The organism is Caballeronia mineralivorans PML1(12) (genome assembly GCF_001028175.1).
Taxonomy (GTDB): domain Bacteria; phylum Pseudomonadota; class Gammaproteobacteria; order Burkholderiales; family Burkholderiaceae; genus Caballeronia; species Caballeronia mineralivorans.
This window is the reverse complement of record NZ_AEJF01000230.1, coordinates 1-26,145: the sequence shown is the minus strand read 5'-3', so window position 1 is coordinate 26,145 and position 26,145 is coordinate 1. Positions and strand designations below refer to the sequence as shown.

At 59.1% G+C, this 26,145-nt stretch carries 20 protein-coding genes; 6 read left to right on the top strand and 14 right to left on the bottom strand.

The genetic code is table 11. The features are described from left to right. Window positions 1-51 precede the first annotated feature (51 nt). Together EOS_RS37790 and EOS_RS37785 are read left to right on the top strand one after the other, a co-directional pair. Window positions 52-1,437, top strand: a complete 1,386-nt coding sequence (locus EOS_RS37790; RefSeq protein ID WP_047897336.1) for a DHA2 family efflux MFS transporter permease subunit — start codon at window positions 52-54, stop codon at window positions 1,435-1,437. Window positions 1,438-1,520: 83 nt separating this feature from the next. Then, window positions 1,521-2,525 carry an aldo/keto reductase gene (locus tag EOS_RS37785; protein ID WP_047897335.1) on the top strand — a complete coding sequence of 335 codons (1,005 nt, stop codon included), beginning with the start codon at window positions 1,521-1,523 and terminating at the stop codon, window positions 2,523-2,525. A 57-nt stretch (window positions 2,526-2,582) separates the two neighbouring features. On the opposite strand, the gene EOS_RS37780 is transcribed toward EOS_RS37785, so the two are convergent. The 3 genes from EOS_RS37780 to EOS_RS37770 all read right to left on the bottom strand — a co-directional run bounded on the left by EOS_RS37780 (window position 2,583) and on the right by EOS_RS37770 (window position 4,836). Further along, complete coding sequence (locus EOS_RS37780; protein WP_047897334.1) at window positions 2,583-3,242, bottom strand: Rossmann-fold NAD(P)-binding domain-containing protein; 660 nt, start codon at window positions 3,240-3,242, stop codon at window positions 2,583-2,585. Then, window positions 3,239-4,168 (bottom strand): SDR family oxidoreductase, encoded by a 930-nt coding sequence (locus tag EOS_RS37775; RefSeq protein WP_047897333.1) that lies wholly within the window; start codon window positions 4,166-4,168, stop codon window positions 3,239-3,241. The genes EOS_RS37780 and EOS_RS37775 overlap by 4 nt, the downstream gene beginning before the upstream one ends. 83 nt (window positions 4,169-4,251) lie before the next feature. Continuing rightward, complete coding sequence (locus tag EOS_RS37770; protein ID WP_047897332.1) at window positions 4,252-4,836, bottom strand: TetR/AcrR family transcriptional regulator; 585 nt, start codon at window positions 4,834-4,836, stop codon at window positions 4,252-4,254. Window positions 4,837-5,071: 235 nt separating this feature from the next. Between EOS_RS37770 and EOS_RS37765 the strand changes: the two genes are divergently transcribed. Then, window positions 5,072-6,142: an AI-2E family transporter gene (locus tag EOS_RS37765; protein ID WP_047897331.1), complete on the top strand. Its 1,071-nt coding sequence runs from the start codon at window positions 5,072-5,074 to the stop codon at window positions 6,140-6,142. Between the two features lie 91 nt (window positions 6,143-6,233). Here the strand turns inward: EOS_RS37765 and EOS_RS37760 are convergent, their stop codons facing one another. The 9 genes from EOS_RS37760 to EOS_RS37715 all read right to left on the bottom strand — a co-directional run bounded on the left by EOS_RS37760 (window position 6,234) and on the right by EOS_RS37715 (window position 20,523). Continuing rightward, window positions 6,234-7,754 carry a SpoVR family protein gene (locus EOS_RS37760; protein WP_407639221.1) on the bottom strand — a complete coding sequence of 507 codons (1,521 nt, stop codon included), beginning with the start codon at window positions 7,752-7,754 and terminating at the stop codon, window positions 6,234-6,236. Between the two features lie 128 nt (window positions 7,755-7,882). After that, on the bottom strand, window positions 7,883-9,148 hold the full coding sequence (locus tag EOS_RS37755; RefSeq protein ID WP_047897329.1) for a YeaH/YhbH family protein: 1,266 nt from the start codon (window positions 9,146-9,148) through the stop codon (window positions 7,883-7,885). A 246-nt stretch (window positions 9,149-9,394) separates the two neighbouring features. Next, window positions 9,395-11,317, bottom strand: coding sequence for a PrkA family serine protein kinase (locus EOS_RS37750; RefSeq protein ID WP_047897328.1), 1,923 nt, complete (start codon window positions 11,315-11,317; stop codon window positions 9,395-9,397). A 724-nt stretch (window positions 11,318-12,041) separates the two neighbouring features. Further along, entirely contained in the window at window positions 12,042-12,803 is a 762-nt protein-coding gene (locus EOS_RS37745) for a 2-keto-4-pentenoate hydratase (RefSeq protein WP_047897327.1), read from the bottom strand. 434 nt (window positions 12,804-13,237) lie between these two features. Further along, on the bottom strand, window positions 13,238-14,965 hold the full coding sequence (locus EOS_RS37740; RefSeq protein ID WP_152693254.1) for a methyl-accepting chemotaxis protein: 1,728 nt from the start codon (window positions 14,963-14,965) through the stop codon (window positions 13,238-13,240). A 503-nt stretch (window positions 14,966-15,468) separates the two neighbouring features. Then, window positions 15,469-16,572 carry a LacI family DNA-binding transcriptional regulator gene (locus EOS_RS37735; RefSeq protein WP_082163669.1) on the bottom strand — a complete coding sequence of 368 codons (1,104 nt, stop codon included), beginning with the start codon at window positions 16,570-16,572 and terminating at the stop codon, window positions 15,469-15,471. A gap of 430 nt (window positions 16,573-17,002) precedes the next feature. Continuing rightward, window positions 17,003-18,637: a sugar ABC transporter ATP-binding protein gene (locus tag EOS_RS37725; RefSeq protein WP_047897324.1), complete on the bottom strand. Its 1,635-nt coding sequence runs from the start codon at window positions 18,635-18,637 to the stop codon at window positions 17,003-17,005. Window positions 18,638-18,959: 322 nt separating this feature from the next. Further along, window positions 18,960-19,952 (bottom strand): sugar ABC transporter substrate-binding protein, encoded by a 993-nt coding sequence (locus tag EOS_RS37720; RefSeq protein ID WP_047897323.1) that lies wholly within the window; start codon window positions 19,950-19,952, stop codon window positions 18,960-18,962. A gap of 289 nt (window positions 19,953-20,241) precedes the next feature. Next, window positions 20,242-20,523 carry a hypothetical protein gene (locus EOS_RS37715; protein ID WP_047897322.1) on the bottom strand — a complete coding sequence of 94 codons (282 nt, stop codon included), beginning with the start codon at window positions 20,521-20,523 and terminating at the stop codon, window positions 20,242-20,244. A gap of 552 nt (window positions 20,524-21,075) precedes the next feature. Between EOS_RS37715 and EOS_RS37710 the strand changes: the two genes are divergently transcribed. From EOS_RS37710 to EOS_RS37700, 3 genes are all read left to right on the top strand, one after another. Further along, complete coding sequence (locus EOS_RS37710) at window positions 21,076-21,384, top strand: PsiF family protein (RefSeq protein WP_047897321.1); 309 nt, start codon at window positions 21,076-21,078, stop codon at window positions 21,382-21,384. 277 nt (window positions 21,385-21,661) lie between these two features. Beyond that, window positions 21,662-22,138: a hypothetical protein gene (locus tag EOS_RS37705; RefSeq protein ID WP_047897320.1), complete on the top strand. Its 477-nt coding sequence runs from the start codon at window positions 21,662-21,664 to the stop codon at window positions 22,136-22,138. Window positions 22,139-22,526: 388 nt separating this feature from the next. After that, the gene (locus tag EOS_RS37700) at window positions 22,527-23,117 is read left to right on the top strand and encodes a BPSL1445 family SYLF domain-containing lipoprotein (protein WP_047897319.1); all 591 of its coding nucleotides are present in this window, start codon (window positions 22,527-22,529) and stop codon (window positions 23,115-23,117) included. Window positions 23,118-23,248: 131 nt separating this feature from the next. Here EOS_RS37700 and EOS_RS37695 read toward each other — a convergent pair whose 3' ends face one another. Beyond that, window positions 23,249-24,316 carry a glycosyltransferase family 4 protein gene (locus EOS_RS37695; protein ID WP_047897318.1) on the bottom strand — a complete coding sequence of 356 codons (1,068 nt, stop codon included), beginning with the start codon at window positions 24,314-24,316 and terminating at the stop codon, window positions 23,249-23,251. A gap of 264 nt (window positions 24,317-24,580) precedes the next feature. Continuing rightward, on the bottom strand, window positions 24,581-25,987 hold the full coding sequence (gene otsA / locus EOS_RS37690) for an alpha,alpha-trehalose-phosphate synthase (UDP-forming) (protein WP_047897317.1): 1,407 nt from the start codon (window positions 25,985-25,987) through the stop codon (window positions 24,581-24,583). Between the last annotated feature and the right edge of the window lie 158 nt (window positions 25,988-26,145).

Below are 26,145 nucleotides of genomic sequence, written 5' to 3'. Positions count from 1 at the left end.
AATCGACACATCGCGTGAACCCCGCGCGACACCGTTTTCAGCAGTAACTGGATGACTTCAAAAAACTCACACACGGCGCTTTTGTGGATCGTGGCTGTCGGCTTTTTCATGCAAGCCCTCGACACGACCATCGTCAACACGGCCCTGCCCTCCATTGCGCACAGCCTGCATGCGCAACCGCTCGCGATGCAACCTATCGTCGTCGCCTACACGCTGACTATGGCGCTTCTCACGCCTGCGTCCGGCTGGCTCGCCGACCGCTTCGGCACCCGCCGCGTTTATTTCGTCGCGATCCTGCTGTTCGTGATCGGCTCGCTCTGCTGTGCTAACGCGCAATCGCTGAATCAACTGATCGTGGCGCGCGTGATCCAGGGGATCGGCGGCTCGATGCTGCTGCCCATCGGCCGGCTGGCCGTGTTACGCAGCGTGACGGGCGAGGCGTATGTATCGGCGCTCGCGGTCATCTCCATTGCCGGCCAGGTCGGCCCGATTCTTGGACCGACGCTGGGCGGCTGGTTCGTCGAATCGTTTTCATGGCACTGGATCTTCCTGATCAACGTGCCCATCGGCGCGCTGGGTTTGATCGCCGTGCATCGCTTTCTTCCCGACGATGCGATTGCTCATGCCCCGCCCTTCGACTTTATCGGCTGCGCGATGTTGTCGCTCTGCATGGTCGCGTTTTCGATGGCGCTGGACAGCCCCGCGCAATCGCACAAGCTGCTGGTGTCGGGCGGGTTGTTCGTACTCTCGGCAATTGCTGCGCTCGCTTACGTTCCGTACGCCAAACGTCGGCCCGATCCGCTCTTCAAGCTGTCCCTGTTCAACGAGCCGAACTTCAGCGTGGGCTTGATCGGCAACCTGCTGTGCCGGATCGGATCGAGCGCCGTGCCGTTTCTCCTGCCGCTGCTGCTGCAATTACAGCTGGGTTACACGCCGCTGCATTCGGGCTTGATGATGTTGCCCGCCGCCTTCGCCGGGACCGTTGCAAAGGGCTGGATCTCGCCACTCGTGAAGCGCTACGGCTACGATAATTTCCTGTTGTGGAACACGATCCTCGTAGGGGCATCGATAGTTGGCTTCGCTTCGTTTTCGGTTGGCACGCCGCTCGTCATCGAGATCGCGATCCTTGCCGTGTTCGGCGCGTGCAATTCCATGCAGTTCGCCGCGATGAACAGCGTCACGCTCAAGGGTTTGTCGATCAAGGATGCCGGTAGCGGCAACAGTCTCTTTTCGATGGTGCAGATGCTGGCGATCGGACTGGGTGTATCGATTGGCGGCGGCCTGGTGTCGGTGTTCTCGGCGAACCTCGGCTCGGCGGCGCTCGCGTTCCGGATCGCGTTTGTATGCGTGGGCCTGGTGACGCTGGCATCGGCCATCGTGTTTCGTTTTCTGGATGCAGTGCCTTCTCGCCCGGCACCGCAAGCTGCCACTTCGTGAACATGGAAAATGCAGGCTCGAGCCTGAACGTTTAAGCTGGTTGGATACTCAACCCGCATTCAACACCGCTCAAGGAGTTTGTCGTGCAATACCGCAAATTTGGCCGTACCGGCCTGAATGTTTCGCGTCTGTGCCTCGGCACCATGACCTTTGGTCTGCAGACGGAAGAGAACGTGTCACGCAGCATCATGGATCGTGCTGCGGAAGCGGGAGTCAATTTCATCGATACCGCCGACGTCTATCCGCTCGGCAGCACGGAAAGCGCGGCCGGACGCACGGAGGAGATTGTCGGACGCTGGTTGAAGGATGCGCCCGCGCGGCGTAGCCAGTTCATCCTGGCGACGAAAGCAGTCGGCAAGATGGGGCCTTCGGCGTGGGATCAGGGTGCGTCGCGCAAGCACTTGCTTGACGCCATCGATGCGTCGCTCAAGCGGCTCAATACCGATTACGTCGACCTGTACCAACTCCATTCCGACGATCTCAACACGCCGCTCGACGAAACCCTGGAAGCGCTCGATACGATCGTGCGTCAGGGCAAGGCGCGGTACGTGGGCGTATCGAATTTCCTGGCGTACCGGCTTGCGACTGCATTGGGTCGTTCCGATGTCTTGCGCGTGGCGCGCTTCGTTTCGGTCCAGCCGCGTTACAACCTGTTATTCAGGCAGATCGAGCGTGAGTTGCTGCCGCTTGCCACCGACGAGAATTTGGCCGTGATTCCGTATAACCCGCTAGCGGGTGGTTTGCTGACGGGTAAGCATAGGCACGATGCCGCGCCCTCCGAGGGTCGTTTTACGGCGACGGTCGGCAAAGCCGGGTCGATGTATCAGCAGCGCTACTGGCATGAGCGCGAGTTTGAAACCATCGAAAAGTTGAAGCAGATCGTGGGCGCAACCGGTGAGTCGTTGACGAAGACATCAGTGGCGTGGGTGCTGGCGAATCCGGTGATCACATCGGCGATCATCGGGGCCAGCCGGCCCGAGCAGCTCTCGGATAGTTTGGCCGCAGTCGACTTTGCTCTCGATGCCGAGCTGAAGACGCAACTGGACGACGCCACGGTGGCATATCGATGGGGCGATGCCGCGCGATAGAGGGTTTCGTTCGCATGGCGGGGCGATTCCACTCGCTTCTCCATGCGAACATGCTGTCTAGTACTTAGTAATATCGCGTGTCTCCAACACCCGCGACGCCGCGCGCTCCTTAGCTACCGCGATCATCGCCCGCCCCAACTGACTGGTCGTGGTGATTGCGTTCGGGAACGCGCGCTGCAACACGGGAAACAACGGCCGCCCCAGCGAAATCACCATCTGATACACGGGCGTCTTCGAGCGAATACCGTCCATCGGCTGAATCATCCCCGGACGAAACATATACGCGGCCTTGAACGGCATGCGCATCAGCGCGTTTTCGGTGCGGCCCTTCACGCGTGCCCACATGCTGCGCCCGCGCTCGGTTGTATCGGTCCCCGCCCCCGTCACATAGGCGAAGGTCATGTCCGGATTAAGACGCGATAAAGTCCGCCCGACCGCGAACGTCAAATCGTAAGTCAGGCGAGTGTAGTCAGCCTCGCTCATCCTGAACGACGACACGCCCAGGCAGAAAAAGCATGCATCGAAGCCGGTGAGTTCGGACTCGATCGAGGTGAGATCGAAGAGATCCTTATGCACGATGTCGGTAAGCTTCGGGGATCGCTGCCCTGTTGCACTACGCCCCACCGTGACCACGCGCTCGATGTCCGTATCGAGCAGGCATTCGCGCAACACGCCTTGCCCGACCATTCCTGTCGCGCCAAAAATAAGCACTTTCATGATTTCTCCGGCCACGACACGCCGGTGAGTTTCACTGACGCGTCCCAAAGTTTCGCGGCAACGGCTGTGTCCATGGCTTGCGGGTAGATGCGCGCCTCGGCGGGCGCCCCCATCATTTCCTGAAAGCCCTTCGGACCATAATAAGCTGCAGGCCGTGCATCGGGCGATGTGGCGGCCAACAGCGTGGGCAATGCACCGTCCGCGGCGCTATGGCTTAAAAATGGCTTCATCGCGCGGCTCACCAGCGCCATCACGCCCGTCTCTCCCGGCCCATTCGCGATGAGATCGGTCCGCGCAAACCCCGGATGCGCCGCATTGCTCATGAGGCGCCAGCCGTTCGCGTCGCTGCGGCGTTGCAGTTCCAGCGCGAACATCAGCATGGCGAGTTTCGACTGTTCGTATGCCGGCCACGCTTTATAGGCACGCTCGCCTTGCAGGTTATCGAAGGCAATCTTCCCTCGCCGATGCGCAATGCTGCTGAGATTCACCACGCGCGGCGCGGCGCTCTTTTGCAACAATGGCAGCAACTGCGCGGTCAGCGCGAAGTGACCGAGATAGTTGGTGCCGAACTGGCGTTCGAAGCCATCGGCGGTCTTTTCGTGCTTGGGCAGCATCATCACGCCGGCATTGTTCACGAGCACATCGATCGCCAAGTCTTCTTCAAGCAGCCGCTTCGTGGCACGGGAGATAGACGCGAGGCTCGCCAGATCGATGGGTTCAAAACGGATCTGAGCCGCCGGCACTTCGCGGCGAATACGTTCGAGAGCCGTTCGCCCTTTCGCGTCGCTCCGTCCGGTGAGAATTACTTCGGCGCCCGCGCGGGCCAGTTCCAGCGACGTTTCATAACCCAATCCGCCGGTCGCGCCGGTCACCAACGCGCGTTTGCCTGCTTGCGAAGGGATATCGGCTGTGGTCCATGTACTCATGTGCTTGTCCTCCAAAACGCTTATTTGCGTGAGTAATCAGTCATTAAATTGACGTTTACTGTCCACAGGACCGACTTGGCGGTTCAGCTTTTCGTGTTGCCAGTAACGCCGTTCCAGAACACCTCGAAACCAACCTTCCGATACCGCGTGGCTTCCGCCGGATACGCTGTCATGAACGCCATCGTGGTTTCCGCCAGCGCCTTCATGCTTGCGGCTACAAACTCGACCGGGTAAGCCTGTAACACGCCGGTCTTGATGCTGGTTTGCGCGAGCGTTTCGATCTCGGCGAACGGTTCGTAACCCACTGCCTTCGATTCGTCGCTGACCGTATCCGCCACCGACAACTGGTCCAGCACGTTCAGCCGCTGCGGGTTCGCCACACCCCAATCGACGAACGCGTTCCACAGATATTCAAGCCGGTCACGCACGGGTCCCTGCCGGGGGAACCGGGACATGAGTGCATCGGCGAGATCGAGCTTGATGGAACGGTAGAGCGCATTCACGAGCTCGTCCTTCGTGCGGAAGTACGTGAACAAGGTCCCTTCCGCGACGCCCGCTTGCTTCGATATCGCCGATGTCGGTGCAGCCGCCAGTCCGCGTTGTGCAAAAACCTGTTCGGCGGCGAGAAGCAGCGCGTTGCGTTTGTCGTCGCTTTTGGGTCGAGCCATCGTACGTGATCGAACTGATTAAATAAGTGAGTGAGTACTCAATTATATCTATTTTCGAGATGACGGCAAGATCCATGCAGAAAAAGCCTGACGTTATGCAGTGGAAAATCTTACAAAGCCTGCCAAACGGGCCAAAACTTGACCGTGCTAGCATCCGGCAATCGCATTGGTAAGGGTGTCCGGGGCATCGAAGCTCGCTATGGCGCCACGACTCCAGCTTCACTTCAGGGATCTTATGAATAACCACTCAGTTCACCAGAAGTTCTTCCACATCTTGCTGTTTGTCGTCACCGTTGCGCTCTGCTGGATCTTGCTGCCGTTCTTCGGCGCGATCTTCTGGGGCACGATTCTCGCGATCCTGTTCCAGCCGTTGCAGCGCTATCTGGCCGTTAAATTCGGCAAGCGACGCAATCTGGCGGCGTTCGCGACGCTGGGGTTGACGATCGTGGTGGTGATCCTTCCGCTCAGCTTCGTAGCGGCTACGCTCGTGCAGGAAATCGGCCTCGCCTACGCGCAGATCAAGGCCGGCCAGCCGAATTTCACGACCTACTTCCAGCAGGCCATTCACGCACTGCCGAACTCCTTGCAGACGCTGCTCGGCCGCTTCGGCCTGACCGATATCCCGAGCATTCAGCAGCGGCTGACCAGCGGCGCTGCCGCCATCAGCCAGTTCGTGGCCACGAAGGCGTTCAGCATCGGCCAGAACACGTTCCAGTTCGTGATCAGCTTCGGCGTGATGCTGTACCTGGTGTTTTTCCTGCTGCGCGATGGCGGTGAAATCGGCCGTCGCATTCGCCGCGCCCTGCCCCTTGACGAAGGTCCCAAGCAGCACTTGATCGCCAAGTTCACGACTGTCGTGCGGGCGACGGTGAAGGGCAACATCGCGGTCGCCGCCGTGCAGGGTTTCCTCGGTGGGATGATCTTCATGACGCTGGGCATCCAGGGGTCGCTGCTGTGGGGCGTGCTGATGGCGTTCCTCTCGCTGCTTCCCGCGATCGGCGCCGCGCTGGTCTGGGCGCCGGCTGCAGCCTATTTTCTGCTCACCGACGATATTTGGCGCGGCGTGATCCTGATCGTGTTCTGCGTCGTGGTGATCGGCATGGTGGACAACGTGTTGCGTCCGATCCTGGTCGGCAAGGACACGAAAATGCCTGACTGGGTCGTGCTGATTTCCACGCTGGGCGGAATGGGATTATTCGGGATCAATGGCTTCGTGATTGGACCGCTGATCGCCGCGCTGTTCATGGCGAGTTGGGATTTGTTCACGCAGGAAGAAGAAGGACGGACCATCGACAAGAAGGTCTAGCGTCTGGCTTTTTGCCCACTCGCCTTAAAAAAACCGGCTCGCTGATTACTCAGTGAGCCGGTTTTTTTATACCGCAACGTAGACGGAAAACTCAGCGTTTCTCCGCCCCGGTGTATTTGCAATCGAAGCGCTTTCTCACCGTGCCGTTTTCATCGACGCTCTCAAGATACACGTCGAATTGCCACAGCCGCGCCATGTGCTTGAGAACCTCTTCGCTGTCATTGGTGAGGTGACGGTTGTCGGTCATGAAATGGCGTAGTGTCAGGCTGCGATCGCCGCGCGTATTCACCGAATACACCTGGATATTCGGCTCACGATGATGCATGTCGTACTGCCGCGACAGCGCCTGACGGACATACCTGTACCCGCTTTCGTCGTGAATAGCGGATACTTCCAGCGAGTCGCGCATGTCGTCGTCGAGAATCGAGAACAGGCGCATTTCGCGAATCAGATGCGGCGACAAATACTGCGCGATAAAACTCTCGTCCTTGAAATTGCGCATCGCGTAATGCAGCGCTTCCAGCCAGTCGCTGCCGGCAAGCTCCGGAAACCATTCGCGGTCCTCATCCGTCGGGTTTTCGCAGATGCGGCGAATATCGCTCATCATGGAAAATCCCAGCGCATACGGGTTGATGCCGCTGTAATACTGCTTGGTCACCGGCGGCTGATACACCACGTTGCTGTGCGAATGGAGGAACTCCATCATGAAGCCGTCTTCCAGACGGCCTTCCGCATAAAGCGTATTCAGCAGCGTGTAATGCCAGAACGTGGCCCAGCCTTCGTTCATGACCTGCGTCTGCCGCTGCGGATAAAAATACTGGCCGACCTTGCGCACGATGCGAATGACTTCGCGTTCCCACGGTTCGAGCAGCGGCGCATTCTTCTCGGCGAAATACAGCAGGTTTTCCTGCGGTTCCGGCGGATACCGGCTTTCAATTTCCTCGGTGGTGGTCGCCTTTTTATTCGGCAGCGTGCGCCAGAGTTCATTCACCTGAGACTGCAAATACGCTTCACGTTCGCGCCGCGCGGCCACTTCCTTCGCCAGCGAGAGCTTCTGCGGCCGCTTATACCGGTCGACGCCATAATTCATGAGCGCGTGGCAGGAATCGAGCAATTCCTCTACCCGGTCGATGCCATGCCGCTCCTCGCATTCCGCGATGTAATTCTTCGCATAAACGAGGTAATCGATAATCGCGTGCGCGTCTGTCCACAGTTTGAACAGGTAGTTGCCCTTGAAAAACGAGTTGTGCCCGTACGCCGCGTGCGCGATGACGAGCGCCTGCATCGTCATCGTGTTCTCTTCCATCAAGTACGCAATACACGGATTCGAGTTGATGACGATCTCGTACGCGAGGCCCATTTGCCCGCGCCGGTAACTCTTCTCGGTGGACAGGAAGTGCTTGCCGAACGACCAGTGCCGGTAGTTCACCGGCATGCCGACCGACGCGTACGCGTCCATCATCTGCTCGGCGCTGATCAGTTCGAGCTGGATCGGATAGACGTCGAGCCCATACCGCTGCGCGACACGGGCAATCTCGGTGTCGTATTCCTCGATCAACTCGAAGGTCCAATCCGATGGACACGGCAACGGCCTTTTTTCCGCCACGTTCATGGTGTCTCCTTCCGACGCCGCGCTTTTGCGTGGCTTCCTGGCCTTTTGGGGCGCGCTGTCTTGTGCTTTCAGTTCTTCGCCGGGTTTGAGGTGATACCCACGTGCTTCGTTATCCAAATGCCGTGTCGTCATGCAGCCGCCTGCTGTTTCTCGAACAGTTCGCGAAAGACCGGATAAATATCCGCAGCCGATTCGACTTTCTTCATCGCGAGCTCAGGCGCGCTCTGTGCCAGATGAGCATATTCGACCCAGAGATTCTGCTCTTCAGGCGCTACTTGAATATAGGCAAAATAGCGCACCTTCTGAAGAATGTCCTCGGCGAGCAGCTTGCGGCACTTGGGCGAATCGTCAGTCCAGTTGTCGCCGTCGGACGCCTGAGCGCCGTAGATATTCCACTCGTTGGGCGAATAACGCTCATCCATGATCTTCTTCATCAACTCGAGCGCGCTGGACACGACCGTGCCGCCGCTTTCGGTCGAATGGAAGAAGGTTTCTTCGTCCACTTCTTCCGCGCGCGTGTGATGCCGGATGAAGACGACTTCGATTTTTTCATAGTTCCGGTTCAGGAACAGGTACAAAAGAATGAAGAAACGTTTCGACAGATCCTTGCGCTGCTCGTCCATGGAACCGGACACGTCCATCAGACAAAACATCACGGCCTTGCTTGATGGCGTGGGTTGTTTGGTCCGGTTGACGTAGCGTAAGTCGAATGGGTCGATGAACGGAATCCGCGTGATGCGCCCTTTCATGATCACGATGTCGGCTTCCAGCCGCGCAATTTCCTCGGGGTCGCCATTTTCCAGTTGAAGCGCTTCCAACTGCCGCTCCAACTCCAGCAACTGGCGCGATAACGGCGACCCTAATGCAATCCGCCGCCCGAGCGCACTGCGCAGCGAACGCACGACATCGATATTGTTTGGCGTTCCTTCCGCCGAAAACCCCGCCCGCACGTTCTTCCATGTCGGCACGGCTGCTAATTGGGTTTTGACGAGACGCGGAAGCTCGAGGTCGTCGAAGAAATACTGCATGAATTCTTCCCGCGATAACTCGAACACGAAGTCGTCCTGCCCTTCGCCCTCGTTGCTCGCGGTCTTGCCGCCACCACCGCCTCCGCCAGTCGGGCGCGCGATCTTGTCGCCACGAATGTACTCGGCGTTACCCGGATGCACGAGCTCGCGCTTCCCGCCAGGGCCATGCCGGAACGACGGTTCGGCGATGTCCTTCTTCGGAATCGTGATGCTTTGCGTGCTCTGGATATCCTTGATGCTACGGTCCCGAACGGCATCCGACACCGCGCGGCGAATATAGTTTTTGACACGACGCAAAAAGCGTTCGCGGTTGGCAATGCTCTTGTTCTTACCGGCTAACCTGCGGTCGATGATTTGATGCAGCACATCCAGTCTCCCGCGTAATTGGCGAGGAAGCGAAGCGCTGTTGGCCCGGAACCGCGCGCTGTGGCGCCAAGGCCAGCACTCGCCAAGGTGCTCGCGTTTCGCTGGTTCCAAAGCCAGCGTTACGCGAACGTATGACTCAAAACTGACAACACAACTACGATTCAATCACGTTTTACCCGCTTTCGCTGAAAAGTCATCAATCTCCCTGTGGAAAAGACCAAAAAGCAGACCAAAAAGCAGGCCGCATTACGACGATTTGCGCACCCGGAGATACCAGTCGCAGAGCAGACGCACTTGCTTCGGCGTATAGCCCTTCGCGACCATCCGGTTCACAAAGTCTTCGTGCTTGCGCTGTTCTTCCGCCGATCCTTTGGCATTGAACGAGATCACTGGCAGAAGTTCTTCGGTATTGGAGAACATCTTCTTCTCGATCACCACCCGAAGTTTCTCGTAGCTGATCCACGCCGGATTCTTGCCACCGTTCGCCGCCCGAGCCCGCAGTACGAAGTTCACGATCTCATTGCGGAAATCCTTCGGGTTGCTGATGCCAGCCGGCTTCTCGATCTTCTCCAGCTCCGCATTCAACGACGCACGGTCGAAACTTTCGCCGGTATCGTGATCGCGGAATTCCTGGTCCTGGATCCAGAAATCGGCATACGTGACGTAACGATCGAAGATGTTTTGTCCGTACTCCGAATACGACTCCAGATACGCGGTCTGAATCTCCTTGCCGATGAACTCGGCATAGCGCGATGCCAGCACATCCTTGATGAACGACAGGTATTTCTGTTCGGTTTCCGGCGGAAACTGTTCGCGTTCGATCTGCTGTTCCAGTACGTACATCAGGTGCACCGGATTGGCCGCGACTTCGGCAGAATCGAAGTTGAATACGCGCGACAAGATCTTGAATGCGAAGCGGGTTGAAACGCCGTTCATGCCTTCATCGACGCCTGCAAAATCGCGGTACTCCTGGAACGATTTCGCCTTCGGGTCCGTATCCTTGAGGTTGTCGCCGTCGTAGACCTGCATCTTCGAAAAGAGGCTGGAATTTTCCGGCTCATGCAAGCGCGTGAGCACCGCCATCTGCGCCATCATCTTCAACGTACCCGGCGCGCAAACAGCGTTCGTCAACGAAGAATTACGCAGCAGCTTCTCGTAGATCTTCATCTCTTCGCTGTAGCGCAGACAGTACGGCACCTTGACCACGAAGATACGATCGAGCAGTGCTTCGTTGTTCTTGTTATTACGGAACGTCTTCCATTCCGACTCGTTCGAGTGAGCGAGGACCACGCCATCAAACGGGATCGCACCGAAGCCTTCCGTGCCCTTGAAGTTGCCTTCCTGCGTAGCCGTGAGTAACGGGTGCAGCACCTTGATCGGGGCCTTGAACATTTCGACGAACTCGAGCAAGCCCTGGTTCGCGAGACACAAGCCACCGGAGTAGCTATACGCATCGGCGTCGTCCTGCGAGTAAGTTTCGAGCTTGCGGATGTCGACCTTGCCGACGAGTGACGAGATGTCCTGATTGTTCTCATCGCCCGGTTCGGTCTTGGCAATACCGATCTGGCGCAGGATGGAGGGGTAACGGCGAACGATGCGGAACTTGCGGATGTCGCCATTGAATTCGTGAAGGCGCTTCACTGCCCACGGACTCAGGATGTTCTTGAGATAGCGGCGCGGAATGCCGTATTGCTCTTCGAGGATCGGGCCGTCTTCGTCGTAGTCAAAAAGCCCAAGAGGCGACTCATTGACGGGCGAACCCTTGATTGCATAGAACGGAACACGCTCGGCGAGTTGCTTGAGACGCTCAGCAATGGATGACTTGCCGCCGCCTACCGGTCCCAACAAATACAGGATCTGTTTCTTCTCTTCCAGCCCTTGGGCTGCATGCCTGAAGTACGACACCACCTGCTCGATCACTTCCTCCATTCCGTAGAACTCACGGAATGCCGGATACACCTTGATCACCTTGTTTGCAAACACACGCGATAAACGCGGGTCGGTGCGCGTGTCGACTGATTCCGGTTCCCCGATAGCCGCCAACATCCGTTCGCCCGCTGTTGCATACGTTGCAGGATCGTCTTTGCAGAGCGCGAGATACTCTTCGAGCGAGAATTCCTCCTCGCGGGTCTTTTCGAAGCGGGTCGCGAAACTGCTGTAGATATCCATGCTACCTCCTCGCCGAAGTCAGAAAGCAATGTGTGCGCGGCGCGCCTAATCAGAACAACATCGCTTCAGTTCATCCTAAACCTATTCGAATTTTTTTTCATGCAAATGCGTTGTTGATTTGCTTCGAAGTATTCCTAGCTTGGTGGAATATTTTCGTTCACCTACAATCATCATCCCGACTCGCGAAACGTTTTCCGTATTGGCTGCACAGCCTTGCTGTACAAGCCCTGGACCCATGCGACATGCTGGCAGCCGGATACCCCGACTGCTGCTGCCGAGGCTCAGCGTACCCCGCGTTTATGCATTGAGTGCTTATGTCGTGCTTAAGTCTCGCGCATGTCGAGTTATCCCTGTGTTGTCCCCCGCTCATCCACACGTTATCCACTGGTTATCCCAACTTCCGGGGTCGTTCCCGGCGCTTGTCCCGACGGGTTTTACCGTGCGTATGTCACATACGCTTCGTAGCACCGGAACGATGCAAGTTCCAATGTGTTTTTTGGCATCGTCACTCTCATGTCCATTCGATTGCAGGCTCTCAAATGTCGCGCGTTTCTCTCTTACTAAACGATGCGCAAAGGCATCCGTTGACCGCCTATACCCGCTACGTGCAGAGGGATTTAGAAGGTAAAAAGGCCCTCGTTCGAGTGCCTTTTTTGATGTAACAACAGCGCATGGATATCTGTTTCAGCATCCTTTCATTGCGCTTCGACATTCCGTCCGAATGTCACTCCAACGTCAGTTCGATCTCGCCGATGCGGTCGATCCGTCCGCTCACCACGCCCGGCCCATCGACCCGCCGCGCGCCCGTGTAGGAGCCGGTCGTCACCGTCCAGAACGGCTGGACCGTGTGGCCGTGCGCGCTGCAATGATTGACGAACCAGACTAGCAGTTCGCGCGGATCGCCGGCCGGATTGCCGGTGCTCGGCGGCACGATCGAGACGCCGTCGACGGCCAGTTCGAGCAGCGGTGAAAGGAAGTCGAAGTTCGGCGCGATCACCTCGTACGGCTCCATCTTGCCCACGATCAGTGCACCGTTGTTCTGCGAATCGGCAAGTTGTGCCAGCGTCGCGAGGTTCGGCCATTGCGCGAAGCGGCTATCGACAATTTCAAGCGCCACCGCCATGCTGCCCAGCGCCGCGAACACTTCGCTGCGGCTGTAAGGTTCATCGCGGGGCGGCAACGCGTATGAAAAGCGAAACGCAATCTCCAGTTCGACCAGCACGCGAAAGAACGCCGCATGCGGGACGCGCGCGGGCGACGTGTGGACGAGTTCTGCATCGATAGGCGCCGCGTTCGCCTGCGCGCCGGGTGCCCGGGCACCGACTTTCCAGGCGCCAATGCGCGCGCCGGATAGGGACAGAACCTTGTGCTGGATGGCGTAGGCCGCTTCGGCATCGGCGGGGATATCGACCGACTCGAGGTCTTCTATCAGGGTGCGCTGTCGGCGGGCCTGGACAAGTTGCGCAGCGAGGGTGGATTCGGTCATGGCGAGCGTCCTGTGGTGGGCATCGAAAACGAATTCCGATCCGATGCGGGTTGAACGAAGTGCGCTCAGTGTACGGGGAAGTCGGTAGGAATCGCGAGTTCGGGTCTGGACGACAGGGCTTCTGCGATGGCAAACGCCCGGTAAGCGCAGCTGGGTATCGACGGCCTTTTGATTTGGCCAAAGGCTGTATTCAAGCCGCTGACAGCCGAACGATGATCGGACCCTCACCGCTCCGGTACTCGCTGGAACGTGTATTTAAAAACGCGTATTTAAAACGTCGGGACGGTTTTCGAGTGAGGGTTCGGTCGCTGAAAGCGGGCCGGCAGCGAAGGCTTAAGGAAAAACAAACCATCAATTAAAACGCGCCCCGCGAAACAACTTCGCGGGGCGCGTGCACATCGGTTGTCCGACCCGATAAATCCAGGGGCAGCCGATCAGAAGGTTTGCCAGTCGCCGGTAGCCGCGACTGCCACCGGCCGCGCTGCTGCGAGCGGCGTTTTCGGCGATGCCATCGCCGGTTCGGCGCGCCGTGTTCTCGCCGGAACGGCCAAGCGCGACTTCGCCGCCGCGGATGACGCGGGCCGCGCAGCCGGGCGACTCAAACTGGTCTCGACCGAGCTGTCATCGTCGAGATGAAACACAGCTACCGCCTGCCGCAACTTCGCCGCCTGATCTTCCAGCGATTGCGCCGCGGCCGCCGCTTCCTCCACGAGCGCCGCGTTCTGCTGCGTCACTTCGTCCATTTGCGTGACCGCGCGCGCCACTTGCTCGATGCCGCTGCTCTGCTCTTCGGAGGCCGCCGCGATCTCGCCCATGATGTCCGTCACGCGCTGCACCGCGCCGATAATCTCGTTCATCGTGCGCCCGGCTTCATCGACCAGCGAGGTGCCCGATTGCACACGTTCGACCGAGGTATCGATAAGACCCTTGATCTCCTTCGCCGCCGCCGACGAGCGTTGTGCAAGGCTGCGCACTTCACCCGCTACGACCGCGAAACCGCGCCCTTCTTCACCGGCGCGGGCTGCTTCCACGGCCGCGTTCAGCGCCAGGATATTGGTCTGGAACGCAATCCCTTCGATGATCGTAATAATGTCCGCGATTTTCGCCGAACTCTGGTTGATGTCGCCCATTGTGCCGACCACCTGCGCCACCACGCGGCTGCCCTTGTTGGCGATCTCCGACGCGTTGGCAGCCAGCGAACTTGCCTGACGGGCGTTATCGGCGTTTTGCTTAACGGTGCCGGTCAGTTCGTCCATGCTCGACGCCGTTTCCTGCAACGCTGAAGCTTGTTCTTCCGTGCGCGACGACAAGTCGATATTGCCCGCCGCAATCTGCTTGGTCGCCGACGCAATGGATTCGCTGCCCGAGCGCACACTGCGCACCGTCCCGACGAGGCTTGCCTGCATCTTGGCAAGACCTTGCATCAGGAGGCCCATTTCATCGCGCGAGGTGATGGTGACCTTGCCGCGAAGATCGCCGGCGGCGATCGCTTCGAAGTGCTCGATCGCTTCGTCCAGCGGCCGGCCGATCGCGCGGCGCAGCGCGAACCACGAGAACGCGGCAGCGCCCAGGCCGATCAGGATTGCAGTCAGGCTCAACGTGCGGAACGTGACGGCAGCCGATTGGGCAGCGTCGTAGCCTTGCCTCGCTTCGTCGAACTGGAATTTGCGCAGAGCGTCGTTGGCGGTCGAAAGCTCGCCGTACGCGGCCTGCATCGCCTTGGCCGTTTCGATAATGCGCGCCTGTTCATTGGCCTTGACGGCCTCGTAACCGCTGTCGATTGCTTTCTGCAGCGCCAGGCGCTTGGCGTTGGAGGTATCGGCGAGTTGCTTTTCGGCCGGGGTCTGCGGCAGCTCGCTGTATTTCTTCCAGAAATCGTTGGCACGGCCGCGCATCAGTGCGCCGCGCTCGATGGTCGGAGCGGCTTCCGGCGTACCGGCAAGAAGCGCTGCGCGGTCAAACACGAGCCGTTCGCGCGCCGTATAAAGTTCCGCGTTGCTGACGGCGTTGGCGCTTGGCATCTGGTTTTCAAACGTGTCGCGATACGCACTGGTTGATTCATTCATGCCGTAGAGCCCCAATCCGCCGATGGCTACGAGGAGCAGCCCCAGGAATGCCATCGTCAGACCGAGACGGGCCTTGATCGTTAAACTCATGTTCATGATTTTCCTCGTAGCGGCAATTGAAAGTGTCGGCGGTGCGTTCTGGAATCACGATTCAATGTGTGGCCAAAATTCGTCTGCTTGGACTTCTTTTACGGCGTGTTTGCGAAGCACTTGAGGAAATTCGTGAAATGTTATTTCGTCTAATGAATAACCCTAGGACTTTTCGATGCGCGGTTACAAGTAAACCCGCACATTAATGACACCCGCACATTAATGCGCTTGTTTAAGTGTTAGCAGGATTATTCGCGAGGTCACTCGCGCTGGGGCAGGCGGGATGGATTCTGCAGACGGATGGAAGCGGGTTGTTAGCCGCAGCTATCGACTTGGTTCGAATAGTCTCTTTAGTTTTATTAGTCCCTGTCAGATTAGTCCCTGTCAGAGATGGTTTCGCTCGCGCGGTCTTACAGCCGGGTTTTGCTTGCGCCAGCAAATCAACCCTGCTGCAAGCAAAACACCGCCTACACGCTAAAAATCAAGTGCGAACAAACGCTCGTCTCCGTTCAAGCCTTTTCCGTATTACCTCGTGCAACCGATTGCGCTGCAATGGCAGAAGCGCTCGCCGGAGCGGACGTTGCTCCCCTCCTATAGGCCTGCGGCAACACTTCCGGCACGACCCCCGTCGATTCACGCAAGATCATCCGCGGTGTCACCACCCGCCGCCGCGTGGTCGCCGGCACCTTCCCCGCAATCCGGTCGATCAGCGTCTGAGCCGCCAGCTCTCCGAGTTCGCGCACCGATTGCCCAACCGTCGACAACGCCGGATACGTGTACCGGCTCAATTCGATATCGTCGAAACCGATAATTGAACAGTCACGCGGCACGTTAATGCCCCGCTCCGCTGCCGCGCGCAACGCACCCACGCCCATCATGTCGTTACACGCGAAAATGCCGGTGGGTTTGAGGGTATCGAAGAGCTGCGAGGCCGCTTCATAACCGCCCGTCGCGGAAAACGCGCTCTGCTGAATGGCGTTTGGCTCAATCTCGATACCGCGTTCGGCCATTGCGCGGATAAACCCGTGAACGCGCATCGCGCTGACCGCGGTGGCAATCGGGCCGGTGATGCAGCCCACTCGCGAATGGCCGAGTTGCAGCAAGTGGCGCGTGGCTAGATAACCGCCCTTCTCGTGGTCGATCTGCACCAGATCCGCCGATACCCCTTCAATATTCCGGTCCAGGATCACTAGCGGTTCGCGCGATCCGGCAAGACTTTGCGCCAGCACCGCATCTTCTCCCGCCGACGCAATCACGAGCCCGTCAATGCGTTTTTCCTGCAGTACACGCAAGTAGCTGCGCTGCTTGGCGGGGTCGTCGTCGGAATTGCAGAAGAACATGCAATAGCCGTTCTTCGCACATCCGTCTTCCACCCCTCGCGCCAGTTCCGCGAAGTACGGATTGGTGGCATTCGGCACCAATAAGCCGATGGTGAGCGTGTTGCGCGCCTTGAGCGAGCGCGCCACCGCCGACGGCACGTAATCCAGCTCCTGAATCGCGCGCTCGACCTTCAGCCGCACTTCCGCCGAAACGGGCCGCGAGTTGTTCACGACATGCGACACCGTAGTGAACGACACGCCCGCAATGGCTGCTACATCTTTGATCGTCGCCATACTTGGTCCTTCTCTCTGACTTGGTCTTGCTTTTTGATCTTCTTAATAGCCACAGCAACGCACATCCCTCTTGCGCTGCCCCTCCAGCCTTGCGTTCCCAGTTGCCTGCTCGGTCCTGCCCTTCAATCCCTGCCTGTTTGCGGCCGTTCTGGCCGTCCACCAACGTGTTTCCCCGCGCCGGCTTTCCTGCACTTCTGGCGCCGCAGCTTTTGCTGCTGTTCACCTGCTTCAACTCGCTGCGCGTTAGCGTTTGCGTTGTCACTATCCTGACGCAAAAACACGATCATCGCACCCGCCAAACCCGGGTAATTCTCAATTCCAAGCCGCGTGCCAACCGGCTTTACGTCCTTCCGCGCGTCGGCGGTCAACACACATCCTTCGCGGCCTTCTCTTTCCTTCCGGCCAGCGAATCGGTTGCCTGTTCGCTCATTCAGCGCTCCGCGGCCGGTCGCCCCGCTTGCCCGTCAATCTCCGGCTGAGGCGGCGCTTTCGCGTCCGGCTCAATCGGTTCCTGGAGAATCTCGTCGCGTTTCGCGTAACCGGCAAAAGCCGCTGCCAGCAGTGCGTCCTGCGACCATTTGTCTCGCTCGAAAACCCCGGTCATCCGTCCCGCCGACATCACCCCGATCCGGTCGCAAATCAGCATCAATTCACGCAGATCGCTCGACACCACCACCAACGCCCGCCCTTCCAGCGCGAGCGCGCCCATCAAGGCGTATATATCGAACTTCGCGCCGACGTCGATGCCGCGCGTGGGTTCGTCGAAGAGCAGTACCGTGGAATCTCGCGCCAGCCAGCGCCCGATCACCACCTTCTGCTGATTGCCACCCGACAGCTCCGACACCGGCTGCAACGGACCGGCGGCGCGAATATGCATCGCGTCGATCTGCGTTTGCGCCAGCGCCGCTTCACGCCGTCCATCGACAACACCGTTGCTCGACACCGCGCCGATGTTCCCCAGCGAAATGTTCGCGGCAATCGGTTGCGGCAGCAGCAAACCCTCGCCCTTGCGATCCTCGGTAATCAACGCGATGCCGTGCTTCACGGCGTCCGTGGGCGACGTTATCTTCACCGCCGTCAGCGCCGTGCCTGCACGCGCCACCGAAACCACGCCGCTATCGGCCCGGTCGGCGCCGTAGATCAGCCGCATCAACTCCGTACGGCCAGCGCCGATCAACCCGCTGATGCCGAAAATCTCACCCGCCTTCACCTCGAAAGACACGTCGCGGACCACGTCGCCGCGGCTCATGCCCGCCACTTTCAGCGCGACCTCGCAAATCCGCCGCTCGCCCAGATCGATCCGCTCGCCTATGTCGCGTCCCACCATCAGCGTGACCAGCCGGTCGCTGGTCAGGTTCTGCATGGCGTCGACATGAACCAGCTTGCCGTCGCGCAACACGGCCGCGCGCCCCGCGATCCGCCTCAGCTCTTCCAGCCGGTGCGAGATGTACACCAGCGCCACGCCCCGCGCCTTCAGCCGCTCGACCTGCTCGAACAACAAATCCACTTCGCGCGCGGTCAGCATGGCGGTGGGTTCGTCCAGGATCAGCACCCGGCAATCGCCGATCAGATTCCGCGCGATCTCCACCATCTGTTGATGCCCGATCCCCAGCGCGCCCACGAGCGTGTCCGGGTCGATCGCATCCAGTCCGACCTGCTGCATCGCGTGCCGGGCATCCTCGCGCAACGTCGCCCGGTCGATCCAGCCGAACTTGAACCCCTTGCGCTGCGGCAGGCGGTTCAGGAACAAATTCTCAGCCACCGACAAGGTAGGCAGCAGGTTCAGCTCCTGCATCACCATCCGCACCCCGAGCGCTTCGGCTTCCTTGCGGCTGGCCGGCGCGTAAGGCGCTCCACCCAGGGTCATGGTGCCGGTGGTCGGATCAACCAGGCCGCCGATGATCTTGGACAGCGTGCTTTTCCCCGCCCCGTTTTCCCCCGTCAACGCGAGCACTTCGCCTGCGTGCAGATCCAGCGTGACATCGGATAAAACCGGTTCTACGTAAGTCTTGCCGATACCGCTCACCGTCAGCACGGGCGCGGTTTCCACCATGTCGTCCATCATCTTCCCCGGCGAAAAGCCGCCGCGCTCCTGAAGAGCACGCGCGCCCTGTCGCTGCGCTGGGCCGCAAACCGGGCTTCGGTTGTCGGCGTTTGCATCCCGCTTCCAACCCGGTACTGACCTGATCGCAATCGTTTGCAATCAGGTTTGTCCGCGAAACCCCGATCGGCCCACTACGTTGGTAGACAAGATGCTGGGCACCGCTGCCGCTCATCGAGAAAAATGTTTGATCGTCCCATTCTCTCGTTTATCGGCAGTAGCGCCCGGATCTTGAGATTTTAAGCAGACAAATCCTATTTTCTATGCGCGTAATACCTACCCTTACCTACTTTTTTGTAATCAGGTCAACTGGCGTTTCAACCACGCCCGACAATTCCGACTGTTTCTTGTGCTCGGAAATCGCCTTCAAAGCCGTATCGATACCGAATACCGCCTGCTTCGCGGCGTATTGATCGGCGGTCGCGAGCACGCGGCCGTCGGCGAGCATCGGCTTGATGGCGTTGATGTTGTCGTAACCGACCACCTGCACCTTGCCCGCCTTGCCGGCCGCCCGCACGGCGGAGACGGCGCCGATCGCCATGTTGTCGTTGCCGCACAGCAATGCTTTCACGTTCGGGTTCGCGTTCAGGATCTGCGACGCCACTGCGTTGCCCTTGTCGATCTCCCAGTCGCCGGATTGCAGCGCAACAACCTTCATGCCGCCCGCCTGCATCGCTTCCTTGAAGCCGGCCGTGCGTTGCTGCGCGTTGGTCGTGGTCGACACGCCTTCGATAATGCCGACTTCATCGCCGGATTTGAGCTTCTTGGCGAGATATGCCCCCACCTCTCTCGCACCCTTCGCGTTATCCGGGCCGACAAACGGCACGTTCAGGTCTTTCGACTTGAGCACGTCCGGATCGAGCCGGTTATCGATATTCACCACGATGATCCCGGCATCCACGGCCTTCTTGATAACTGGGACCAGAGCCTTCGAATCGGCCGGGGCAATCACGAGCGCGTCGACCTTCGAGACGATCATTTGCTCCACGATGCGAATCTGGTTCGCGGTGTCGGTTTCGTCCTTGATGCCGTTGGTGATCAGGTCGAACTGGTTCGCGTTGTGTTTCTGATAATCCTTGGCGCCGGTTTCCATGGTCAGGAAAAACTCGTTCGCCAGTGACTTCATGACGAGCGCGACCCTCGGCTTGTGTGCGGCTTGCGCGGCGGCACTCGTGGAGTACAGCGACAACGGCAACGCGGCGCAGGCGCTCAGCGACAGCGCGATCGAGATGAAACGGCGGCGCAGTGCGGGTTTGACAGACTTGCGATGTGAGTTCATGCAGCGAATCTCCTGGTTTTGTTTTGAGTTGTTGGATGAAACAGGATGAGTGTCTGGGTTCTCGGCTCCGGCAGATCCCCGCGCGGTCTTGCGTGTCATCGGTCTGGCGAATGTAAGCTCCGCAGCAAGCTCGCACAGCCCGATGAGCGTGGACGTTTCCGCCACGCGCCGCAATTGCTGTCGGCCCTGATTTTGTGGCGCCGCGTGATGACGATGACCGGGCAGCTAATGACCTCCCGCTCGCGAAACGCATATGCATTCCGCCCGGCTCCATAAGGCCCGCAAGCTCTCACAGATCATCGACGGATTCCCCGTCCACCTTCTTGTCGATGATCGCCCGCGCATAGTCGATCCCCGCGCGGGTCGCGTCGATAGGACTGTCGAACGGTTCCTGCTCCGGGACGCCGAACATCTCCGACTTGCCGCTCTCGCCGCTCGCGCTGCGCGAAATGGTCACGACAATATCGAAATGGCGCGGGCCGTTGTCGGGTTCGTCGCGTTCTTTCGAGCGGCGCAACGCCTGGACGGAGATCTCAAAGCCTTTGTAGTGATCGGACGAGGGGTGGGACATACGCGACTCCTCAGGGCAGGTTGAACAACAGGATCGCACGGCTTGATGACTCAACACATGGCAGCGCACGGACAGTGCCTGAAGAGACTGTGCTAAGGCGCTTTGTCGACGTGATGACAGACCGTTATCGCGAATGTTGTGACGTTACAACGAGGGCTTCCCGCCATTGTTACGGGCCGCGAAATCGTCGACCGTTCACACACGCGGGCGGACAAGCGGAAATTGTAAGCCTCCTGCGCAAAATCGTTGCTGTTATGCAGCAGAAGCTTACAAAGCGTATGTCGAGGCGTTGAGAAAGCGCGATTCGGGTCATGTCCCCGGCTTTTGAAATCAACGAACCCCGCACGCTTTTCGGTGCCGTGGGTTCGAAACCGTACGGCATTTGTATGGCTTTTTGCCATAATGGGCTGCCTGACTGGCCTACCCTGGCCTACCGATTGATCCGCCTGACAATAATGGCAAATGACGGCAAAAGCCACAGTGGTATTGATCCGCGCCTGACCTTGCATCACCTCACCTCGTTTCACGTCATCCACTTAAAGGGAGCATCGAATGAAGATCCAGGCAACCATGGCAGCGCTCGCACTGGGCGTAGCTTTAAGCGTGACCTTCGCTGCAACACCGGCGTTTGCCGATAACAGCCAGCAATCGAAGATGACCACCTGCAACGCGCAGGCGGCGGGCAAGAAAGGCGATGACCGCAAGGCCTTCATGAAGGACTGCCTCTCCTCGACGCCGACAGCCGCCGCCACGCCGATGACCCAGCAACAGAAGATGACGGCGTGCAACAAATCGGCGACGGGCAAGACTGGCGACGACCGCAAGGCCTACATGAAGAGCTGTCTCAGCAACAAGAGCTGAAGCGGCGCGAGGTGGCGTTCGATTGTTTGTTGAAGCCGCGGGGCCTTTGGGCACGCGGCTTTTTTCACGGTTTTTCGCGATTAAATCGTGCGTAGGTGAAGTCCCGGACGCGGGAAAACCCCGCCCCGTCTTATTGCAGTGCAGCTACGGTCGTGCTACGCGGCGCGCGTTTTATCTCATAAGATGGACGCGAGGCGGCCCACCAGAACAACTAATGCGCCATCGGTCCGCCGCAGTCTAGCCGGCTTGCAGCACCGCAACGGACGGAGGCCCGAGGATGGTATGGCGATATAAAAACCGCTGGTTCAGGCGGTGGCTGGTCTTGATCATTTTCTGGGCGGTTCCAGTCATGATCGTTGCTGTAAACGAGATTCGCGAGCAACTGGCCTATGACGCCCAAGACCTCGCGCGCATCCAGTCCGCCTGGATATTCACGGACGCACAACACGCCGCCCCCACAGCTTCGCGTTGCCACGGTTCTCTCGATGAAGCTCGCATAGCCGGCTGTCCGCAGGACGTGCTGGCAGCCAATGCCGCCAAGAATCAGGACGCAGTCGAGGAATATTCGATTCGCCGCAGCGTGCTGTTCGGTTATCTATGGCATGCGTTTGTCGGCTACTGGATCGTGCCGGCCGTCACGCTGTTTTTGCTCGGCGCGGTGATCGGCGTAATTCGACGCTCGCTCCGGCGGCCCCCTACTAAAAAACAAGACGCGAAGCCCGCCAGCGAATCGACTCGCATCGCCAAGCCTTAAACAGGGTCTTGCGGCGTGGCGACAAGAGCTTTGTGCGTTTTTTTTGCACCATCCACGGCAGTTTTCAATTTATTTCAACGGGTAAGTTTGACCGGAAACCGGGCAATCTGGACGGGCTGGCCCGCCGTTTGCGTCCTTGGGTTGTGTCTGGCGTGAAAGACGAATATTTCGAACAAACAAGCGTTTTCTCACGCCGACAGCGCCTTGGCCGGGTAGGTCAAAATTACCTCATTGCGTTGGCGTGATCGGGCACAAGCCAAGCGGGGTAAGGCTTCGCGAGGTTTCATGACATGTTGCGCAAGTACGTGCCGTGTTATAAAACGCCAAGCTGCAACACCCGTAAACACCCGTAGATGGGGTTTCCCAAAAAACCACGATGGAGAAAACAATGCAAAGACGAAACTTCATGATCAAATCGACTGCCGCGCTTGCGCTGGGGGGTCTCGCGCTTGCCGGATGCACGACCACGTCGAATCAGGGCGCACAGCAGACCGCTGGCGACGCGGATGCACGCCGTTCGATCGATGCGGATATCGACGCGACCATGCAACGCCTCTACGTCACCGCTCGCGGTTCGCGTGAACTGGTCGGCAAGGCGCGTGGCGTGCTCGTATTCCCGTCGGTGATCGCTGCAGGTTTTATCGTCGGGGCGCAGTACGGCAAGGGCGCGCTGCGGGTTGGCGGCAGATCGATCGGCTACTACAGCACGACATCGGGGTCGATCGGCCTGCAAGCCGGCGCGCAATCGAAAGCCATCATCTTCCTGTTCATGACGCAGGACTCACTCGACACATTCCGCAATACGGACGGCTGGTCGGTAGGCGGCGACGCATCGGTCGCGCTGGTGAAGATGGGCGCGAACGGCAATATCGATTCGACCACCGCTACGGCGCCGGTCGAAGTGTTCGTGCTGACGAACGCCGGCCTGATGGCGAATCTCTCGCTGGAAGGCACGAAGGTGTCGCGTCTGAAGATCTAAGGGTGTTGGGAGGCCGGCGAAAGCCGGCCCGGATCCTGATCCACGCACGCCAAGACAAAACCGCCGCGCCGCGCGACCCGAAGGTCGTACGGCGCGGCGGTTTTTTGTGACGTTCCTGCTGGAAGCGTCTTTTAGCTGGTCGCGCTATCGATCAGTTTGAAACGCGAGCGCTTTTGCGCGCGCACGACCGCTTGATAAGCATCAACATATTGCTGCGCCATGCGACGCGACGTAAAGCGTTCTTCGAAGCGCTTGCGCACGCCTTCGCGCGACACGGTATGCAGCCGGTTCACCGCAGCCACGGCGCCAATCTCGTCCTCGACGATAAACCCCGTCACGCCCTCGTCCACCACTTCCGGCACCGCGCCGCGATTGAACGCGATCACCGGCGTGCCGCACGCCATCGACTCGATCATCACAAGACCGAACGGCTCCGGCCAGTCGATCGGGAACAGCAGCGCGTGGGCGCCGGAGAGGAAGTCGGCCTTCTGGCCATCGTCGATTTCGCCGATGAATTCCACGTACGGCAATTCCATCAGCGGCGCAATCTCGCGTTCGAAATACTCGCGGTCCGCTGAGTCCACCTTCGCCGCGATCTTGATTTTCATGCCGCAGGTGCCGGCGATCCGGATGGCGGTGTCAACCCGTTTTTCCGGCGATATCCGCCCGAGGAACGCCAGGTACTTTTGTTCGACCGGCTGCGGCATGTAACGCATTTCCGGCAGCCCGTGATACACCGTCGTCAGCCACTTGGCCTGCGGCAACGGATGACGTTGCGCGTCCGAAATGGAGATTACCGGTGCGGTATTGAACGTGTTGAAGATCGGCTGTTGTTCCGGCAGATCGAGACGGCCATGCAGCGTCGTGACGAACGGCGTGTCCTGGCGTTTGAACAGGGAGAACGAGTAGTAATCCATGTGGAAATGCAGCACGTCGAACTCGTCGGCGCGGCGTCGCACCATTTCCATCAGCAGCATGTGCGGGGCAATCCGGTCGCGGATGGCCGGGTCCAGGCGCAACGCGCGCGGCCAAACGGCTTCCAGCTTCGCCTTGGTTTGCGAGTCGCCTGAAGCGAACAAGGTCACGTCGTGTCCGAGTTCGACCAGCGCCTCGGTGATATACGACACGACCCTCTCAGTCCCGCCATACAGCTTGGGCGGTACCGATTCGGTCAAGGGGGCTATCTGTGCAATTCTCATTGTTCGCGTCTCCACTCGGTCTTACGTCGCCGTGATGTTTAGTCGGCGATAGTGCCTGGCACAATCGCCGGTCGCCCTCGCGCGACGTGCAACGCCCGAGTACGACACCGTATTATTGGCCGCAGATGCGTGAAAGTTGGCAAAACTTTCATTTCCGCGACGCTGTTACAGTCGCGAAACACTCGAACATCGTTGATTCCTTGCGGTTTTCGGCTCGATATCCGATCGTCGAGCGCCGCATTCGGGTCGGCGCTTAACGGGGTTTTATTTGCTGCTCGCCGGGCGTTTGTTGAGCTTCACGCCGCGCAGGTCGGCGAGAAAAGAGTCGCGCCACACGCCAAGATCGTATTTACGCAGCATGACCATGTTGGCCTCGTAACGCTCGCGGCGTTCGGCGAGCGGCATGGAAAGCGCCCGTCCAATTGCCTCGCTCATCCCTACGATGTCGTGCGGATTCACCAGCAACGCGCCCGTCATCTCGTCGGCGGCGCCCGCGAACTGGGACAACACGAGTACGCCGGGATCGTCGGGATTTTGCGCCGCGACATATTCCTTCGCCACCAGGTTCATGCCGTCGCGCAGCGGCGTGACCAGCCCGATCTGCGATTCACGAAACAGCGACATCAGCTTCCAGCGGTCATAGCGCTGGTTCATATAGCGGATCGGTGTGTAGTCGAGGCCCGAGTAACGGCCGTTGATACGTCCTGCTTCGTATTCCAGGTTATGACGGATCTGCTGATACGTATCGACGTCCGAGCGCGTAGGCGGCGCGATCTGCACGAGCGTGACATTGCCCCGCCATTCCGGCGATTTCTCCAGGAAGTGCTCGAACGCCTTGAAGCGCTCGACCAGACCCTTCGAATAGTCCAGTCGGTCCACGCTCATGATGAGCTTGCGGCCTTCCAGGCTCTGCTTCAGGTCCATCACGTCCTGACGCGCTTCGCCGCGAGTAGCTTGTTCGGCGATTTCATCGGGGAAGATGCCGATGCGGTACACGCCGGTTTTCAGCTTGCGGCCGAACGCTTCGACTTCGCCGTCGGGTGACGCTTTTCCATGCGCGTGACGGACGATGTAATCGTGGAAAGCGGTCTGGTCTCCGGGCGTCTGGAAGCCCACGACGTCGTAGCAACACAGCGACTTGACCAGTTCCTCATGAGGCGGAATGTTGAGCAGGATCTGCGGCGACGGGAACGGGATATGCAGGAAAAACCCCATCCGGTTGGTCACGCCTTCCGAGCGCAGCGCTTCGCCGAATGGGATCAGATGATAGTCGTGGACCCAGATGACATCGTCGGGTTGCAGCAGTTTGATTGCACGATGCGCCAGCCACGAATTGACCCGCCGATAACCCGCGTATTCGTCGCGGTCGTAGACAGCAAGATCATTGCGATAGTGGAAGACGGGCCATAAGGTTGCGTTCGAAAAACCGCGATAATACTGGTCGTAGTCTTTCTTCGGCAAGCCCACGGTCGCGAACGTGACCGCGCCGTCCTGTTCGAGTTTCGGGCCCTGGTTCGCCACGCTGTCGCTCACTACGTCGCCGCTCCAGCCGAACCAGACCCCGCCGCTGTCCTTCAGCGCGCCGAAGACACCTACTGCGAGGCCACCGGCCGAGCCTTTGGTTTCCGTCGGCGAGGCTACGCGATTCGATACAACGACTAAGCGGCTCATTGCTGGCTTCCTTTTTTGCAATTCAGTCGGGTGTGTGTATTTTTCAGGGCGGTATGCGGCGCGACAGTTGCGGCCCTTTGTCAGTGACCGGTGCGCTTCTTTTCATTCTCCATGAGCGGTCTTCGTTCGGCTTCGTGCGGAGGCCCCAGATGAACTCT